The organism is Butyrivibrio sp. XPD2002, from assembly GCF_000423945.1.
Lineage (GTDB): Bacteria > Bacillota > Clostridia > Lachnospirales > Lachnospiraceae > Butyrivibrio.
The window spans coordinates 67,218-83,787 of the sequence record NZ_AUIY01000005.1 but is presented as its reverse complement, the minus strand read 5'-3'; the positions used below and the strand labels follow the sequence as shown (position 1 = coordinate 83,787).

At 42.5% G+C, this 16,570-nt stretch carries 15 protein-coding genes and 1 tRNA gene; 14 read left to right on the top strand and 2 right to left on the bottom strand.

Features of this window, described 5'->3' with window-relative positions:
• Positions 1 to 35: 35 nt before the first annotated feature.
• On the bottom strand, positions 36 to 908 hold the full coding sequence (locus G587_RS0104430; RefSeq protein WP_026491257.1) for an ROK family protein: 873 nt from the start codon (positions 906 to 908) through the stop codon (positions 36 to 38).
• A 135-nt stretch (positions 909 to 1,043) separates the two neighbouring features.
• On the opposite strand from G587_RS0104430, the gene G587_RS0104425 reads away from it, so the two are divergent.
• The 4 genes from G587_RS0104425 (at position 1,044) to G587_RS0104410 (ending at position 6,471) form a co-directional block, all read left to right on the top strand.
• Complete coding sequence (locus tag G587_RS0104425) at positions 1,044 to 2,381, top strand: replication-associated recombination protein A (protein WP_026491256.1); 1,338 nt, start codon at positions 1,044 to 1,046, stop codon at positions 2,379 to 2,381.
• Between the two features lie 14 nt (positions 2,382 to 2,395).
• Complete coding sequence (locus G587_RS21355) at positions 2,396 to 4,201, top strand: DUF5722 domain-containing protein (protein ID WP_051200707.1); 1,806 nt, start codon at positions 2,396 to 2,398, stop codon at positions 4,199 to 4,201.
• A 16-nt stretch (positions 4,202 to 4,217) separates the two neighbouring features.
• On the top strand, positions 4,218 to 4,733 hold the full coding sequence (locus tag G587_RS0104415; RefSeq protein ID WP_026491255.1) for a DUF4364 family protein: 516 nt from the start codon (positions 4,218 to 4,220) through the stop codon (positions 4,731 to 4,733).
• Positions 4,734 to 4,941: 208 nt separating this feature from the next.
• A complete protein-coding gene (locus tag G587_RS0104410; RefSeq protein ID WP_026491254.1) occupies positions 4,942 to 6,471 on the top strand; it encodes a diguanylate cyclase domain-containing protein in 1,530 nt (509 codons plus the stop codon).
• On the opposite strand, the gene G587_RS21350 is transcribed toward G587_RS0104410, so the two are convergent.
• A complete protein-coding gene (locus tag G587_RS21350) occupies positions 6,445 to 7,629 on the bottom strand; it encodes a substrate-binding domain-containing protein (RefSeq protein WP_051200704.1) in 1,185 nt (394 codons plus the stop codon). The two genes, G587_RS0104410 and G587_RS21350, sit on opposite strands and share 27 nt — an antisense overlap.
• Before the next feature lie 422 nt (positions 7,630 to 8,051).
• Between G587_RS21350 and G587_RS0104400 the strand changes: the two genes are divergently transcribed.
• The 10 genes from G587_RS0104400 (at position 8,052) to G587_RS0104355 (ending at position 16,568) form a co-directional block, all read left to right on the top strand.
• Positions 8,052 to 8,124, top strand: a tRNA-Thr gene (locus tag G587_RS0104400).
• Positions 8,125 to 8,677: 553 nt separating this feature from the next.
• Entirely contained in the window at positions 8,678 to 8,842 is a 165-nt protein-coding gene (locus G587_RS25330; RefSeq protein WP_196812508.1) for a hypothetical protein, read from the top strand.
• A gap of 238 nt (positions 8,843 to 9,080) precedes the next feature.
• Positions 9,081 to 9,935, top strand: coding sequence for a MerR family transcriptional regulator (locus tag G587_RS0104390; RefSeq protein ID WP_026491253.1), 855 nt, complete (start codon positions 9,081 to 9,083; stop codon positions 9,933 to 9,935).
• Positions 9,936 to 10,332: 397 nt separating this feature from the next.
• The gene (locus G587_RS21345; RefSeq protein WP_035785712.1) at positions 10,333 to 11,490 is read left to right on the top strand and encodes a helix-turn-helix domain-containing protein; all 1,158 of its coding nucleotides are present in this window, start codon (positions 10,333 to 10,335) and stop codon (positions 11,488 to 11,490) included.
• Between the two features lie 40 nt (positions 11,491 to 11,530).
• Complete coding sequence (locus G587_RS0104380) at positions 11,531 to 11,950, top strand: GNAT family N-acetyltransferase (protein ID WP_026491252.1); 420 nt, start codon at positions 11,531 to 11,533, stop codon at positions 11,948 to 11,950.
• Between the two features lie 41 nt (positions 11,951 to 11,991).
• Entirely contained in the window at positions 11,992 to 12,489 is a 498-nt protein-coding gene (locus G587_RS24135) for an NUDIX hydrolase (RefSeq protein WP_051200702.1), read from the top strand.
• A 47-nt stretch (positions 12,490 to 12,536) separates the two neighbouring features.
• Positions 12,537 to 13,019 (top strand): GNAT family N-acetyltransferase, encoded by a 483-nt coding sequence (locus tag G587_RS0104370; protein WP_242830032.1) that lies wholly within the window; start codon positions 12,537 to 12,539, stop codon positions 13,017 to 13,019.
• 164 nt (positions 13,020 to 13,183) lie between these two features.
• Positions 13,184 to 13,945: a hypothetical protein gene (locus tag G587_RS0104365; protein WP_196812507.1), complete on the top strand. Its 762-nt coding sequence runs from the start codon at positions 13,184 to 13,186 to the stop codon at positions 13,943 to 13,945.
• Positions 13,946 to 14,473: 528 nt separating this feature from the next.
• Entirely contained in the window at positions 14,474 to 15,070 is a 597-nt protein-coding gene (locus G587_RS0104360) for a 5' nucleotidase, NT5C type (RefSeq protein WP_026491249.1), read from the top strand.
• A gap of 64 nt (positions 15,071 to 15,134) precedes the next feature.
• The gene (locus G587_RS0104355) at positions 15,135 to 16,568 is read left to right on the top strand and encodes an MBOAT family O-acyltransferase (RefSeq protein WP_026491248.1); all 1,434 of its coding nucleotides are present in this window, start codon (positions 15,135 to 15,137) and stop codon (positions 16,566 to 16,568) included.
• The last annotated feature ends 2 nt before the right edge of the window (positions 16,569 to 16,570 follow it).

The window sequence follows — 16,570 nt, the reverse complement described above, 5'->3', positions numbered from 1 at the left end:
AAAGGGACATGGCAAAAACGCCATGTCCCTTATTTTTACTTTTCAGATGCATCAATCGCAAGCTTGATCGCGCCCATGATTCCCTGGTCATCATTGAGACTTGCAGGAACGATGTAGTTGTCGAGATCTTCAAGCTCATTGGTTACGATATATCCATTAAGGAGTTCCTTGAACCTAGCTCTTATCATCGGGAAGAGCTGTTCCTGATGCATTACGCCTCCGCCGAGGATGATCTTCTTGGGGCTTAAGGTTACTACGTAGGTAACGAGCGCTGTAGCAATATACTCAGCCTCAATCTCCCAGACTTCTTTTTTATCAACGAGCTGATCAGCGCTTACACCCCAGCGGGCCTTCAGTGAAGGACCGGATGCAAGACCCTCTAAGCAGTTCCTGTGGTAAGGGCATACACATTTTCCGGGATCGCCTTCTACAATAGGAAGAAGGAGGTGGCCGAGTTCAGGATGAAGCATTCCGTGAAGAAGCTTTCCGTTAGACATTACGCCGCCGCCAACGCCTGTTCCGATTGTGAGATAGAGCGCATCGGAAAGACCCTTTGCACAACCCCAGGTTATTTCACCAAGGAGTGAGCCGTTAACGTCTGTGTCGAATCCAACAGGAATGCCGAGCGCTTCCTTCGCTGCATTCACGATGTTGTAGCCTGACCATGCAAGCTTAGGAGTTGTGGTTATGCTTCCATAGGTCTCAGAATCTTCATTTAAATCGATAGGACCAAAACATGCAATGCCGAGGGCTTTGATATCTTTTCCCTTAAAATACTCAAATATCTGTGGCATTGTGGTTTCGGGTGTTTCTGTAGGAAATTTTACCTGCTCTAAAATTTCACCGTTTTCATTGCCGATTGCGCAAACCATCTTGGTTCCGCCGGCTTCTAGTGCTCCGTATAACATATTGTCCTCCAAATAAAAATTTTTTTGCTATTTCTACATTAAAACAAACGGAGAAAAAATCAAGATATAAAATTAACGTAAAATCTGATTGTCTAAATGGAATAATTCTTTCAATTAATGTAAAATAAATGCACTATGGATTTATTTGAATACGCACGCGAAAAAAGCATGAGTTCGGAGTCACCGCTTGCCGCAAGGATGCGCCCCAAGACCCTCGATGAGGTGGTTGGGCAGCAGCATATCATTGGTAAGGACAAGCTCCTTTATCGTGCCATAAAGGCTGACAAGATCAGCTCAATTATACTGTACGGCCCGCCAGGAACCGGTAAAACTACACTGGCTAAAGTTATCGCCAATACAACCAAGGCGGATTTTACACAGCTTAATGCCACAGTTGCAGGAAAAAAGGACATGGAGGAAGTGGTTGCCAAGGCAAAGCAGAATCTTGGCGGCTACGGAAGAAAGACAATCCTTTTTATAGACGAGATACACCGTTTCAACAAGGGGCAGCAGGATTATCTTTTGCCATTTGTTGAGGATGGCACTGTTATCCTGATCGGAGCCACCACGGAGAATCCCTATTTTGAGGTCAACGGCGCTCTTATTTCAAGATCAGTTATCTTCGAGCTTAAGCCGCTTTCAGTAGAGGATGTGAAGACTCTGATGAGAAGAGCCATAACCGATACTGTTAACGGAATGGGCTCCTATGACGCGGTTTTGGAGCCTGATGCAGAGGAGTTTCTGGCTGATATAGCAGGTGGAGATGCCAGACATGCCCTTAATGCCATTGAGCTTGGCGTTATGACCACAGATAGAAGTGAAGACGGCAAGATCCACATCACAAGAGAGGTTGCGGAGGAATGCATACAGAAGAGAGTTGCCAGATATGATAAGGACGGCGACAATCACTACGATACGATTTCGGCCTTTATAAAAAGTATGAGAGGCTCTGACCCCGATGCGGCTGTTTACTATCTTGCAAGAATGCTCAATGCCGGAGAGGATCCGAAGTTCATCGCAAGGAGAATGGTTATCTGTGCCTCTGAGGATGTCGGAAATGCTGACCCTCAGGCACTTCAGGTGGCGGTGGCAGCTTTTCTTGCAACAGAGAGGATAGGTATGCCGGAGTGTCAGATCAATCTCTCACAGGCAGCCAGTTATATAGCAACTGCGCCTAAGAGTAACGCAGCAGTGGAGGCGATTTTCAGCGCTATGGATACAGTGAAAAATACAGGCAATCTTCCCATTCCTACGCACCTTCAGGATGCACATTATAAGTCCGCTGCAAAGCTTGGACACGGAATAGGGTATAAATATGCTCACGACTATCCGAATAACTATGTGGAGCAGCAGTATCTGCCCTATGAGCTCAATGGCAAAGAGTTCTACAGCCCTTCGGGCAACGGTTATGAGGTGAAGATTAAGGAGCATATGAAGTTCCTCAAGGAACAGGCTAAGAAGCAGGAGGATTAATTATTAATTCGTTTTTGAAAAAAATAAAGGCTATTTTTGAATCTTTAAAGGATATGGTATTAGCCAGACCTAAAGTAATAGGCATTGTTTGCAGCATTGTGGCAGTGCTTTCTTTAGTGGTGGCGGTATGCTGTGTATCAGGAGTTTTTGATAATAAAAATAAAAAGCCGCAGGTGGTATCTGAGGAAAATCCTAAGGAAGATAAGGCAGAGACTCCCAAGGAAAAGAGCTACCTTGACGATGATGCATTAAAGGCCATCATAGATTCAGGTGACAGGGTTAAGAAGGCTCTGGATGAGAGACCTGCCACGGTGGATGTGCCAGACGAGGAGCTTACTGACTATGTGAGCCTCGATGAATGTGTGATCGGTGAAAGCGGTCAGGTGGAGGTTATCGCGTCTGCGGAGGCAATCCCGGCTTCAGATGATAAATACTATTATCTTTTTGATGCGGCAACCTATGAGGGTGATTTTGATGCAGATGCAGAGCCCATCGCGAGAACCTATAAAAATACCGAGATAAAGCTTCGCGCCGCTGTTAAAAAGGGTGAGGCAGGATCAAGACTTTACAGGAAGTTCATCGTTGCGGTGATGAAGGATGACGAATATAAAAGCGTGTCCCATGCAAGCTACATCACCAATCCCGAGGCGGTTGCATCCTATAATTACAGCGGAATGCAGCATAGCTCCAAGAAGGGACTTCTTGTTGATCCCTCAAGGCTTCATGAGGTTGGGGACCTTGGCGTCAACTATGCGACCTACAATATTCCGCTGAACAGGCTTCTTGCCACAAGCGGAGATGGCTCAATTGCATATAACTACAACGGAGTTACATATTATTTCAACGGAAGGATAATTCAGGAATACGATTATCTTTTCACCAATCTGAACTCAATGGGCGTGGATATTGCTGCGATCATATTAAATGATGTATCGCCATCCACTTTTCCTGAGGTGACTCATCCAGATGCAAGAGGAGGCTCCACAGCCCCTTACTATATGTTCAATGCAACGGATGAGAGCGGTGTGAACGCAGTTGCGGCTATAGGGTCATTCCTTGCAAACAGATACTCAGGATCAGGTCACGGCAACGTTGCCATGTGGATAATCGGCAATGAGGTCAATGCAAGAAAAGAGTGGAACTACATGGCTCAGACAGACCTTTCCACCTACACGGCAGCCTATGCAAGAGCCTTCAGAGTTTTCTATAATGCGATAAAAAGCACAAACTCAGGAGCACATGTGTACATTTCCCTGGATCAGCAGTGGGATAGAAATATGAAGGGCAATCCAGATTATGACGGAAGGGATATGCTGGATACTTTTGCTTCATCCCTTAGGAGCTATGGTGATATCGGCTGGGGACTTGCCCAGCACCCTTACACAGTGCCGCTGTACAACGTGGATTTCTGGAATGGGCACAAGCTTGTGACAGATTCTGCGGATACATCTTTTATTACTATGAAAAATATAAAGGTTCTCACTGATTACATGAACAGTGAGGCTATGCTTTATAATGGGAATGTCAGATCCATCATCTTAAGTGAAGTCGGGTATACTTCATCTAAGGGTGATACGCTTCAGGCAGCGGCTATTGCCTATGCCTACAGCAAGGTTGCGGCAAACAGCAGCCTTCATGCCATCATGTTTTCCAGACAGACCGATGCGCCTGAGGAGATTGCTCATGATGGTCTCGCCATGGGACTTTGTACCACAGGCGGCGGACATAAATATTCTTATGATGTGTTTAAATATATGGACACGGATAAGCGAGAGGAGTATATTTCTTTTGCAAGATCAATTGTGGGGGTAAACTTTTAATTATCAAGAGGTTTTTATGAGTTCACAATACCTTACTTTATATAAAATGATAGTGCTTTACATGCTCAGAAAATCCGAAGGGCGCCTTAGTAAGGCACAGATATATGATTTTATTTTGGAAAAAGAATACACGAATTTCCTGACTCTTCAGGAGGTTTTCAGCGAGCTTGCAGATTCAGATCTTATAACTGAGAAAAACGAAGGCAACAGAACATACCTTAAGATGACAGATGCGGGCTCCGAGACTCTGGATTTCTTCGGAAACAGGATAAATCCTTCCATAAAGGAAGAGATAGATGAGTTCTTTAAGGAAAACGGCCTTAAGATGCGTGATGAGACCTCGATAGGCGCTTTTTATAAAAAGACCGGTGAAAACGAGTACACGGTCTACCTGTCTGCGACAGAGGGAGAGAGCAGTCTTATCGACATTTCTATCCCTGCCTGGACAGAGGAAGCGGCCATTTCCATGTGTGATAACTGGAAGAAAAAGAACTCGGATATCTATCGCCATCTGCTTACAGAACTTATGTAATTGGTACATTTATTAAAATAAAAATTATATGATTATAAATATATAATTAAACGATTTGCAGACTATTGTTGCAGTGCCTTTTAAGGTTTAAAATCGTATTATGAAAACTTTGCGGAATAGCATTTTAATTGTATATTTTGCAGTTTGTATTTTGTTTTCTTCCGTATTAAGGGCTAATGCGGAGGATAGCTTAGAGCGGCAATTTCGCGTGCTTTTTATATCTTCGTATGGTTTTTCTAACGCTGCGGTTCCCGATCAGCTCAGTGGGTTTGAGAAGGGAATCGAGGGCGTCAATGTGGATATCAGCTATGAATTTATGGATTCCGATAAATATTATGGCAGTCTTGATATCCAGAATTTCGACAGATTTGTAAAATATAAGATTTTTTCAGTAAGAGCCTATGATCTTATCGTGGTTGCGGATGATTCTGCGCTTAGATATGCCATTAATAACAGGGAGGAGCTTTTCCCTGATGTTCCGCTGGTGTTCATGGGCGTAAACAATATGACGGAGGCTATCACTGCCTCTGCTATGAGCAATGCGACAGGTATCGCTGAGTCACCTGACTTTGAGAGTAATTACGCTCTGATGAAGGATCTTTTCCCCATGAGGACTCATCTGAATGTCGTGGTGGATTCCTCTGTCGCCGGTCAGGGTGACTATGTGGAGTTTATGAAATTCAGGGACAATCATCCCGAGATAAACAGCACGGTTATAAATACCTCATACTACACGGCAACAGGTCTTGAGGAGGTCCTTGGGGGGCTGGATGGAGACGACATTATTCTGTTCCTTGATTTCTCTGTTGATGGTGAGAAAAAGAACTATTCCCTGAAGCATGCCTCGGATTTCCTGTCAGCCTATGCGCCCAATGTTCCGATTTTCAGGCTTACGTCAACGGATGTAGGGCATGGTGTATTTGGCGGAATATCTTATTCATACTATAATGCCGGAGAAATAGCCGGTGATGTAGCAAGGAGAATACTTCTAGGAGAGCCTGCGGATGCTATTCCGCTTAAAAGCACCACCGTTTCAACTCCCTATTTTGACCAGGACTGCATGGATAAATTCGGAATTGTATATTCCCAGCTGCCCAAGGGCTCGGTTGTCATAAATGAGCACGAGAACCTGGCAAAATTCTATCGCGAAAATACACTTATCAGTAATCTGGTCATTATCATTCTGATTTTGCTGGTGGCTATTATAGGGATTCTCTATGCTACAAATATACGCAGAAAGAAGATTATCCGAACTGACTTTTTGACTCAGATGCCCAACAGAAAGAAGATCATGGAGGATATAAATCAGGCCATTACATCACTTGCACCTTATGGGCTGATAATGCTGGATGTGGATCGCTTTAAGCTTATCAATGACACATATGGGCATAAGGTTGGAGATGAGATAATAATCGGTGTTGGTGAGAGGCTTAAGAAGCTTTCGGGAAAAGATGTGACCTTTGCAAGACTTGGCGGAGATGAATTCTGTGGACTGTTTACGGCAGCGAATCCTGAAAAGGGTAAAAAGATCTGCGAAGATATCATTAAGAATGTTAAGGGCGTATTTAAGACTTCCGCAGGTGACATTTCACTCACGGTAAGTATCGGATGCGCGACATATCCTGAGGATACCAATGATGCTGGAAAGCTGTTAGAATGTGCAGATACAGCCCTCTATGAGACTAAGGCAAATGGAAGAAACGGTTATACCTTATTTGGTAGCATAAATCAGTCCTGAGCTGTTTCTCTGATAATATCCTGTGACAAATAATTCTTTTTCAAGATTCTGATAATTGATAGTGATAGGCTTTAACAGATAAGAGGGCACTGCCTTGACGCCGTTGTCGTAGGTGGTGGTATCGTAGGAGCAGTCAAAGCTGAAATTGGCTGCTTCTATCAGATCCTCGGCGGGGGTGTTGCCATCTAAAATGGACGAACAAAGGGCAACAGTAACAACAGCCTCCTGATCAAGAGCCTTGTAAACTGTCATGTCCTGTGTTCCGTTTATAATATTGTAAATATTTGCGATATCCGCATCCTGACCTGTTAATACTACATGATTGGTTCCGGAATAATCTGCCTCAATGGCCTTCGCTGCGCCGAGGGCTGTCGAATCATTGGCGCAAAGAACAGCGTCTAATCTTGTTCCCTTAGGATAATAGGAATTCAATATGATCTGAAGCCTTTGCTGTGCGATATCTGTGGACCACTGTGCGGTAGAGGTCTCATAGAAGCCTGATTGGGTAGAGAGAATCCTTATCTTGTTCATTTCAAGGAAGGGATCAAGAGTGTCCATCGCTCCCTTATAAAAATATCTTGCATTATTATCTACAGGGTCTCCTGAAATAAATTCAATGTTGTAAATTTTATCGGAGTTTACCATAAGAAGAGCTCCGATGACGTAATTGGCCTGAAGAACTCCAACCTGATAATTGTCAAAAGAGACATAGTAATCCACGGCATCAGTTTCCATGATGAGCCTGTCGTAGGCTATGATCTTTACGTTGGCTGCTCTGGCTTCATTAAGAACCTTAGTGAGTGCGGCGCCGTCCACGGCTGTGATTACGAGAACGTCAGCACCGCCGGATATCATATCTCTGATGTCGTTTATCTGGGTATCTATCAGATTGTTGGCAAAGCGCAGAATTACCTCGCAGCCATTGTTTGCAAACTGCTCTTTTAGGAAGGCTCCGTCGCGATTCCAGCGCTCAAGCAGAACATCGGGCATGGAAATACCCACAACTGTACGCCCATCATTAGAATGGGTATCAACAATTGTGGTCTCCTCAGTTTCCTCAGTAGTCTGCTCCGTTACATGAGGCTGCGGTTCGCAACCCGACAGAACCAGCGGGAATAATATAATTGTTATAAATGCTGTCTTGATTTGCTTTAACATAATGTTTTATACAAAATCATTTACGTTTATATTGAATCCTAACAGGAATAATCGTATTTCTGTTATTTATTGTTATACTAATATCATATATTTTGAGGGTGCTTAAAGCTATAATCATCCTATAAACTTTCTGAAAAGATAATAAAATCTAGGTTTATTTAAGCATGTTTTTTAGCTTGGAAAATTTTTTTATATTTTTTCCAACACTTTTATTCGTTCAAACGTTATATATACAGAAGCGCTTAAAACGGTATACCGAATGAACTTAAGGCATGATAGAAAACCGGGTAGGAATACACAGAGATTGAGTGGATGCTGATTATTATGAGTTATAAGCAGCGGATAGACATATTAAATATTGTGTTGACAATAGAGTTTGTGCTTGCTACAATATTTTTCGTGACTTACATAGGTCGCGGATTGCTGGCATAGCACAGTCGGTAGTGCGTCGCATTGGTAGTGCGGAGGTCACGGGTCCGATTCCCGTTGCCAGCTCGATAAAAACCTCAGATTTTATCTGAGGTTTTTGTGTTACTGTGTGTCATATTTTTGTTGTTTTAGATGTTGTAGTCCCTTGAGATTGGAGTTATCTGGTCTTGGGGGATTTTTTGTTCATTCAACCTGTAAGATAATTTGCTCGCGAGTAGACGTAACGGATAGCTGGGTGTTGCTCCCGCAGTTGGATCTATGGAAAGATTTGTTCGCGAGTAGACGTAACGACTATATAGAGGTTGTTCCCGCAGTTCAACCAGGATTGGGGAATTTAGATATATAGACTGAATGCTGAAACATGGTGGCAAATATCATTTACGTCGGTGAAATGATAAAGGAGCAATAGGCGTAATGACGCTTTAGCTTGCATATTTTCAGTGCAATCATTATATGAGAATAATTCATATAGACTGAAATGATAAGCTGAGGGTATAAGAATCCTTCAACCTGTGTGAGAACTTGTTCGCGAATAGACGTAACGGTCACAAGAAAGTTATATCCGCAGATGAACCGGAATGGTTGAATTGTTGGGCATAGACTGACAGTCATTTATGGAATGATAATGCAGTTCATCCAGTTTGGAATATCAGGAGAAATAGACGTAGCAAATTGTGATAGAATACTCATCACAGGTGGCTTGTTTTGTGATGTACGTGAGACAGGAGAAGTGTCTGACAATATCGGAGTGTCAGCTGCAGATTCTTCAGCGACATATGAATAATATTGTTGAAATAGAAATGTAAAAAGTGCATAGAATGGGGATTTTGCCTATTTCGATAGTTGCAATACGGTTAACTGCTTGATAAAAATATCGTGTAAAAACCGATAGAAGTCTTTATAAACAAAAGATTAACTAAGGCGTCAAAAAATTTATTTTTTTTGTGATAAAATCTCTATTGACTCTCACGTTACGTTAGGATCTAAGATTTCTTATATCAAGAGACAGGAGGAACGCCATCATGAAAGCAGTAAAGGAAGTTTCAAAGATCACGGGTATCTCTGTGCGCACGCTTCATTACTACGATGAGATCGGGCTTTTCAAACCCACCGAAGTAACTGAAGCAGGATACAGGCTTTATGACGATAAGGCCATCGAAAAACTGGGACAGATTCTCGTTTTCCGTGAGCTTGAACTGCCGCTTGCTGACATTAAGCTCATAATGGATAATCCGGATCTTGATAGCAACACGATTCTGGCAAAACAGCGCGAAATGCTACTTCTTAAAAAGCAGAAGATAGAGCGCATAATCGCCAGCATAGATGATATGTTGAAAGGAGATCTTGATATGGACTTTGCGATATTTGATGAGGCAGAACTACACGACATGGTTATAGAAATGTGTCGTAACATGAATGAGTCACGGAAGAAGATTTTAATTGATTATTATGGGAGCCTTAAGGCGTGGGAAAAACACATGCTGGACAGTGCATCCGATGAGAAGGTTCAGAAGAACTTTGTAAAGGTTGTAGAGTGGTATGGTGACAAGGATTCAGTTAAGGAGACTGTGAAGAATCAGCCTAAGTCAGAAGTGTTTGCTGCATATCAAAAGAGGATGGATGATATTCAGAAGAGAATCGCTGCCAAGAAGGGGACGGATGTTAACACCTTTGAAGTCCGACAACTGATAGGCGAGTACGATTTTGTTGCAAAACAGCTCTATCAGGTTAAGGATGCAAAGGCGCTTTTACTTAATCTGGCCAAGGGTTATCAGGAAGATGAAACACTTGCAAAGGGTGTGGATTCTGTCTATGGTGATGGGGCTGCGAATTATATCGGAAAAGCGATAGACGCTTTTTATTATTTGGATAAGTAATTATAGACGGATATTTTGAAATATTATGTAATCCGGACATACAAAAATCTCTACAAAGGCACGAAAAATGCTTGCGTAGAGATTTTTTTCGTATAGGCGCTGTGATATCATTAGCATATTACGGATTAGCGTATTGCTTAAAAAGAGAATACCTTAGAAGGTATATAACGATTTTTGGAGCATTTTGATGAAAACTGAAGATTATATTTTTTATGAGATAGAAGTGTAGATATTACGCTGGGTAATATAGCTGCAATAAGGCTAACCATACATCCGTATTTATCAACGCAAAGTTGATTTTTATCCAAAAACGAATTGTTAGGATACCACCTCGGTGTCTGATATAGTGGATTTATCAAAGATGCATCTATGAAATACAAATAAAGAGGTGGATTGTATGACATTAGGTAATAATATAAAAAAATATCGACGTGATTTAGGTATAACCCAGGAGGAACTGGCGGGAGTTCTTGGTGTTACCAGCCAGGCTGTCAGCAAATGGGAAAGCGGCTCAGGCCTTCCTGATATCACGCAGGTTATTCCTCTGGCGCAAGCCTTGAATGTATCAACAGATGCACTTTTTGGATTTAATCAGGATAACTATGATGTGAAGCTCGCTGAGGAAGTGAATAGGAAAGCGGACGAACTCAGGGATAGCGGAGAACAGGCCGAGGGAGCTTTAAATGCTGCAGAATATCTGGATCAGCAGTGTGAAGAGAACATTTTCAATTATGGGATTATGACCCGCTATGTGCAGGCGATCGCTCACATGAGCCGTTTTGTTAATCCTAATAATTCATACTACGAGTGCTTGCTTAAGGACGATAACAAGAAGTGGAAGCAGATAGTCAGAACTGCTGAAAACAGAGCCATGCAGGTTATCAGGTATTCGGACAGCAAGAAGCTTTCTGATGAATGCCATTATGCTCTTGCCTGGCTTTGCTGGCATACTTCGGATTGGGAAAAAGGCCGGCAGCATATTGAAGCGCTACCTTCAGTAAGCAACAACATGCTTCAGGAGACACTTCTTCCATATTACATCGACATAAGCACTGATGCTGGCAAGGAAAAATGGAAGGCCCAGATAAGGGACAATTACCAGGATTTTATACGAGTTATAAATAAGCATATTGTTTATACGGCAGAATCTATGATGTGGGTCAGTCCGCTAAAAGAAGTAGAGGAGAACTGTCTTTGGGGAATTTCCATAATGGACAAATTCATGGAAAATGAAAAGATGAAACCGCATTGTCAGGGCTTTTATCGGGAGACCTATAAGTTCCTGGTTGCTGCATATTTAAGAAATGATGAGCCGGTCAAGGCAGCAGAGAACTGGAAAAAGCTTCTATCCGTAATAGATGAATATGTGAAAATGTGCCAGAAGGTTAATGAAAAGGATCCGGAAGAAATCATCCGAAGCTTCGGAGAAAAGGCTGCAGGCAACATGCGCACCTATACCAGGAAGTGGATCGATGGAAAATTGCAGTTTATGCTGGGACAGCTTAAGAGCTTGAGCAAAGAAGAAACTTTTATTGAGTTTGAGAAACTGATCTGAAATTGTTGTTTGATGGGAAAAGTGCTTTTGGGGAGAAACAATGAGCTTAAAGGTTGAACTTGTTGAGAACATATTAAGTCCGGAAGATTTCGTGAGATTACGCAACGCTACTGATTTTGCGGATATTCCGATAGAGCATGCCAGAAGAGCGCTTGAAGGCGGACTCGTAAATGTTTCAGCATTGTATAACGGCGAGCTTGTTGGAATGGGAAGGCTTGTGGGTGATGGTGCCATGTACTGGTACCTGCAGGAAGTGATTGTTTTGCCTGAATATCAGAACCGTGGCGTAGGGACACAGATTGTAGTATATCTGTGTTCCTATGCTGTTAAGAATTCGTATACAGGAAGATTCACTACTATTGGCGGCGTTTCGGCCAGGGGAAAGGAGCCTTTTTATGAAAAGCTTGGCTTCGAGATCATTCCAAACGGAATAAGAAAAATGGTTGAGATTAAGAACTGAGTATGAAAAAAAAGTTGGGTGATTAAAGGGAGTATAGGATAGTGAAAAAAATAGAAATTTTAGGGGATAACAGATTTGAAACCTTCACCAAAACCCGTGATGGCTGTCGCGCTGTGATTATTGAGGATGGAAAAATCCTTCTTACACATGAATTGAATTCCGGTTGGTGGCTGATACCCGGTGGCGGCATGGAAGAGGGCGAGACACCCGAAGAGTGCTGCATCAGGGAGGTTGAGGAAGAGACCGGTGTGATAGTGCGACCTGTTCAAAGGTTTCTTCAGATGTACGAGTACTATGAGGAATACAGATACGGCGGCTATTATTTCATTTGTGAGGTTGTGGGTCAGGGCCAGATGAAGCCTACGGAAGCGGAGATTGAGCGCGGCATACAGCCGGAGTGGATTCCGCTGCAGGATGCCATAGATATTTTCTCAAAGCACCAGGAGTACGCGGCGACAAGCGAAGAAAAGAGAGGGTCATATCTTAGGGAGTATACAGCACTGCTGGAGTATATGGACTATGTAAAAAACGTGGGATAATATTTATGAAAACATATTATGACGATGGAATAACTAAAATTCGCAGTATGTTAAAAACTGATGCGAAGATAATTTATGATACTTATTTTTCATACGGATGGCATCCGCAAATGGAAACCTATGAGAATTACTATAAAGAACAGGAAGCCGGTACGAGATTTGTCTTCATAGCAGAGTTTGAAGGCGACGTTGCCGGTTTATGTACATTGTTACTTAAACCTAGCGAAGGACCATGGCTTGATACCAACTGGCCTGAGATAGAAGACCTCTGTGTTTTCTTTAGTGTTCATAAGAAGGGAATTGGAACAAAACTTCTTGATGCTGCTGAGAAAGAGGCTTCCAACGTGGCAGATCATGTTTTCCTGGCAGTGGGTGTTCATTCAGGCTATGGACCGGCCCAGAGAATGTATGTGAGCAGGGGCTATAACTTCGATGGCAGCGGAGTTTGGTACAAGGGGAAGCAGCTGGGGCAGTATGAACCATGCTGCAATGACGATGATCTGCTGCTTTATATGGCTAAGAAACTTTAAGAGACGGAAAGGTTCAGGAAATCAAAGATAAGACAGCGGAGACAAGAGATAGTCTTAGCAGAGTTGATGAACTTAATAGAAGGCTAAACGAAGGGCAGGAGCTCACAGATGAAGAAAGAGATTTTATCAATGATGAGTTAAAGAAACTTACAGCTCAAAATTATGTGGATAAACGCTTCCATGTGATGACCAGGGATGATTACGAGGCCGTTATAGAGGCTTTGCAGGAAAACATGATTCAGAGAATTCAGCTGTATTCTGATATGCAAAAGGAACTCGAATCTCAGAAATATTCTGACGAAGTAGGACAAAATGCGCAAAAGCTTGCCGAGGCTGAAGAAGAACAGTCTCAAAAGAAGAGAATTGTTGAAATCCTTCAGGAAACTTTGGAAGAGGATGATGAGGAAAAGGGCAATTTTGGAGTAGAAGCTGAAGACAAAGCGGTAGATGTTGAAGCGTCAGAAAATGGAATAATCGAGTTTGAAGCAGAAGAAGATAAAAAGAAGTCAAAATCTGCAGAGGAATTGCTTAAATTCAGAGCAATAGATCTGATTGATAAAAACAAAGAGCAGATTGCAAGTATGCTTGGTCAGTCTTCATCTGAGAGCGCTGATGTAAGGGAATATAATAATCTTATGGATGAAGAGTTAATAAGATCTTATGATCTTTTGTCTAGCGATGAACTATCAGAGGAGGAGAAACTTAAAGAGTTTAATAATTCCTGGGATCATATGAGAGAGCTGCATAGAGAAAAAATGGTGTCGACAGCAATGTCTAAGATTGATTTTGATACCTGGCTTATAAGTAAGATTGAGTTTAACAGTCACAACAATATTCATGAAGTATTGAAGGATGACAGTGTTGATAGCTCTATGGGCGGATTGGATAGGGTTCGGGAATTTTTGACAAATGCAAATCCGTTTTAATGTGGAAAAGATTTCATGTTTTATATGACCCGTTACACCTGTTAAAAAGAAAAAGAGAGAACAGGCGTAACGGGTTATGATATTTCAAATACTTTTCAGAGGGCAATTACGCCTGTTTTGACTATAAGGACCAATAGGTTGAACTTTTTGATGAAAAATCTCCCAAGAAAAATGAACAAGAAAAATAAAGGGGTAAAAATTCATCCGGAAGAGTCAAAAATCAGGTATTAGGCGTAACACAAACGATAAAACGATAACTTTTGAGGCAATACGGTAGTCCGGAAAGCCAAAAAAAGACAAAACTGACGTAAAATGCCTCGGCCCACAGCCCACAGCCCACTGCCCACAGCCCCCAGCCCCCAGCCCACAGCCCACAGCCCCAGCCCACAGCCCACAGTCCTCAGCCAAAATTCAGAAAATCCACGGGGTTATAGTCTGAAAATCCAGAAAACCCCACAAACCTCCCATTTATTTCTTCCCACAAACGCGGTATATTTGTATGGTACGAAAAACGAGGAGAGTATACCGATGAAGATTTATATTGATTTTGATGATTGCCTCTGTGAGACCGCGAAGCACTTCTGTAGCCTTGTGGAAGAGCTTTTTGATAAAAAGGTACCATACGAGGATGTGAAATATTTTGATTTGAAGAGATCCTACGATCTGACAGATGAGCAGTACGAGAAGATGATGATCCTGGGACACACACCGGAGGCGCTTCTGGAGCTGGAGGAGACACCGGGAGCATCCAAGACTATCAACAGCTGGCTTGATGAAGGGCATGAAGTATCGATAATTACAGGCCGTCCCAGCAGTGCCTATGAAGCATCAAGAAAATGGCTTGATCAGCACGGCCTTGAGCGTGTTAAGCTGTACTGCCTCAATAAGTATGGAAGAGATAGCTTCATTAAGAATAGTGATTTCAACTTAGAGCTTGAGGATTATTACAAGATGCATTTTGACTATGCTATAGAGGATTCACCGCTGGCGTTCAAGTTCTTTGAGCATTTGCCGGAGCTTAAGGTGCTGGTGTACGACCGCCCCTGGAATCATGAAGCTGAGCTTCCGGGAGAAGGCTTCAGGCGCTGCTTTGATTGGGAGACTATTAAAGGTATTGTGGGTTAAAATGCCATTTCCCCGCTCATCTGTGTTATAATTTCATCATTACACAGCTTATGGGGAGTAAAGCATGACATTTGAGTTTACGACACTTATATACCTTGTGGTGACGCTTGTAGCGTTCTATATTTCCGCGCCGAAGTACAGGAATTTCGTACTTATGGGTGCGAGCTTTGGATACATAATTATCCTTAGCAGAATGGCTTTTATTATCATGTTTGCGGTGGCTGTATTTACATATGCCATCGGATTTCTGATTCACAAATTCATTGATACGCAGGCGAAGCTGGCCGGAATTCTTACGTTTTTCGGTGTTCTTGCCTGCGCATTTTCTTTATGTTTTCTTAAGCTTGGGGATTTCCTCAGGGCAAGAGATCAGCTCCCTTCTTTTATGTCGATGGCTGTTCTTCCGATTGGTTTTTCCTATTATATTTTCCAGTCCATAAGCTTTCTTGTTGATGTTCGCAAGGGAAAAATGGAGCATTTTCCGTCAGTCATTGACTTCTTACTTTATCAGTCCTTCTTTGCAAAATTCATAAGCGGACCGATTGAGAGAGGAGAGAATTTCTTTTCACAAAAAGAAGCTTCTACTACCGGAAAATTCCTTAATGAGGAGAACTTGAACAGAAGCTTTGCATACATTCTTTACGGATTTTCCATGAAGCTGATTCTGGCAAACAGATTTGCACAGTACACATCAATACTTCTGGAGAACCCTGACTATCATTCTGCAAAGGCGCTTATCGCAGGAAGTCTTATGTACACCCTGCAGATTTATACTGACTTTGCGGGCTATTCCTCAATAGCGATAGGAATTGCACTTTTATTTGGAATAAAGCTCACACAAAATTTCAAGGCGCCCTACACAGCTAAGAGTATGTCAGATTTCTGGAGAAGATGGCATATTTCCTTAAGTAACTGGCTTAGGGATTACATCTACATTCCGCTTGGCGGAAACAGAAAGGGAGCCTTCAGAAAGCACCTTAACACCGTGATAGTTTTCTTTGTATGCGGACTCTGGCACGGAAACGGCCTGAATTTCGTGGCATGGGGACTGATGCACGGCTTTTTGTCAGTTGTTGATAACATCCTTGAAAAGCTCCATGTTTTTGATGCAAAGATCATGCAGATAGTAAGACGCGTTCTGGTTTTCATAAGTGTATCAATTGCCTGGGTACTCTTCGGATCAGAGAGCCTTAGCAGAGCGATCAGATATGTGAGAAACATGTTCCTTGGAAGCGGCATCAGCATGAGCTGGGGCGAGGAGATGGAATTTATCCAGATGAGTAATTATCAGCTCTGGATCATGATCATCGGAGTTATCGTGATGATCGTAATGGATGTCTTGGCTAGTAAAAAGAGTAAGGATTTCCCTGAAATTCTGATGGATATGGCACTTCCTGCAAGACTTTCAGTGTTCTTTGTTTTACTGATTCTCCTTCTTGTTTACGGAGTCTACGGACCCTCTGAGCAGGTAATCGGATTTATGTATATGGAGTTCTGATC

Coding starts and splice junctions, on each gene's coding strand:
- G587_RS0104430 (WP_026491257.1), bottom strand. CDS start 908: ATGTTATACGGAGCACTAGAAGCCGGCGGAACCAAGATGGTTTGCGCA.
- G587_RS0104425 (WP_026491256.1), top strand. CDS start 1,044: ATGGATTTATTTGAATACGCACGCGAAAAAAGCATGAGTTCGGAGTCA.
- G587_RS0104415 (WP_026491255.1), top strand. CDS start 4,218: ATGAGTTCACAATACCTTACTTTATATAAAATGATAGTGCTTTACATG.
- G587_RS21350 (WP_051200704.1), bottom strand. CDS start 7,629: ATGTTAAAGCAAATCAAGACAGCATTTATAACAATTATATTATTCCCG.
- G587_RS25330 (WP_196812508.1), top strand. CDS start 8,678: ATGATAATGCAGTTCATCCAGTTTGGAATATCAGGAGAAATAGACGTA.
- G587_RS0104390 (WP_026491253.1), top strand. CDS start 9,081: ATGAAAGCAGTAAAGGAAGTTTCAAAGATCACGGGTATCTCTGTGCGC.
- G587_RS21345 (WP_035785712.1), top strand. CDS start 10,333: ATGACATTAGGTAATAATATAAAAAAATATCGACGTGATTTAGGTATA.
- G587_RS0104380 (WP_026491252.1), top strand. CDS start 11,531: ATGAGCTTAAAGGTTGAACTTGTTGAGAACATATTAAGTCCGGAAGAT.
- G587_RS0104370 (WP_242830032.1), top strand. CDS start 12,537: ATGTTAAAAACTGATGCGAAGATAATTTATGATACTTATTTTTCATAC.
- G587_RS0104360 (WP_026491249.1), top strand. CDS start 14,474: ATGAAGATTTATATTGATTTTGATGATTGCCTCTGTGAGACCGCGAAG.
- G587_RS0104355 (WP_026491248.1), top strand. CDS start 15,135: ATGACATTTGAGTTTACGACACTTATATACCTTGTGGTGACGCTTGTA.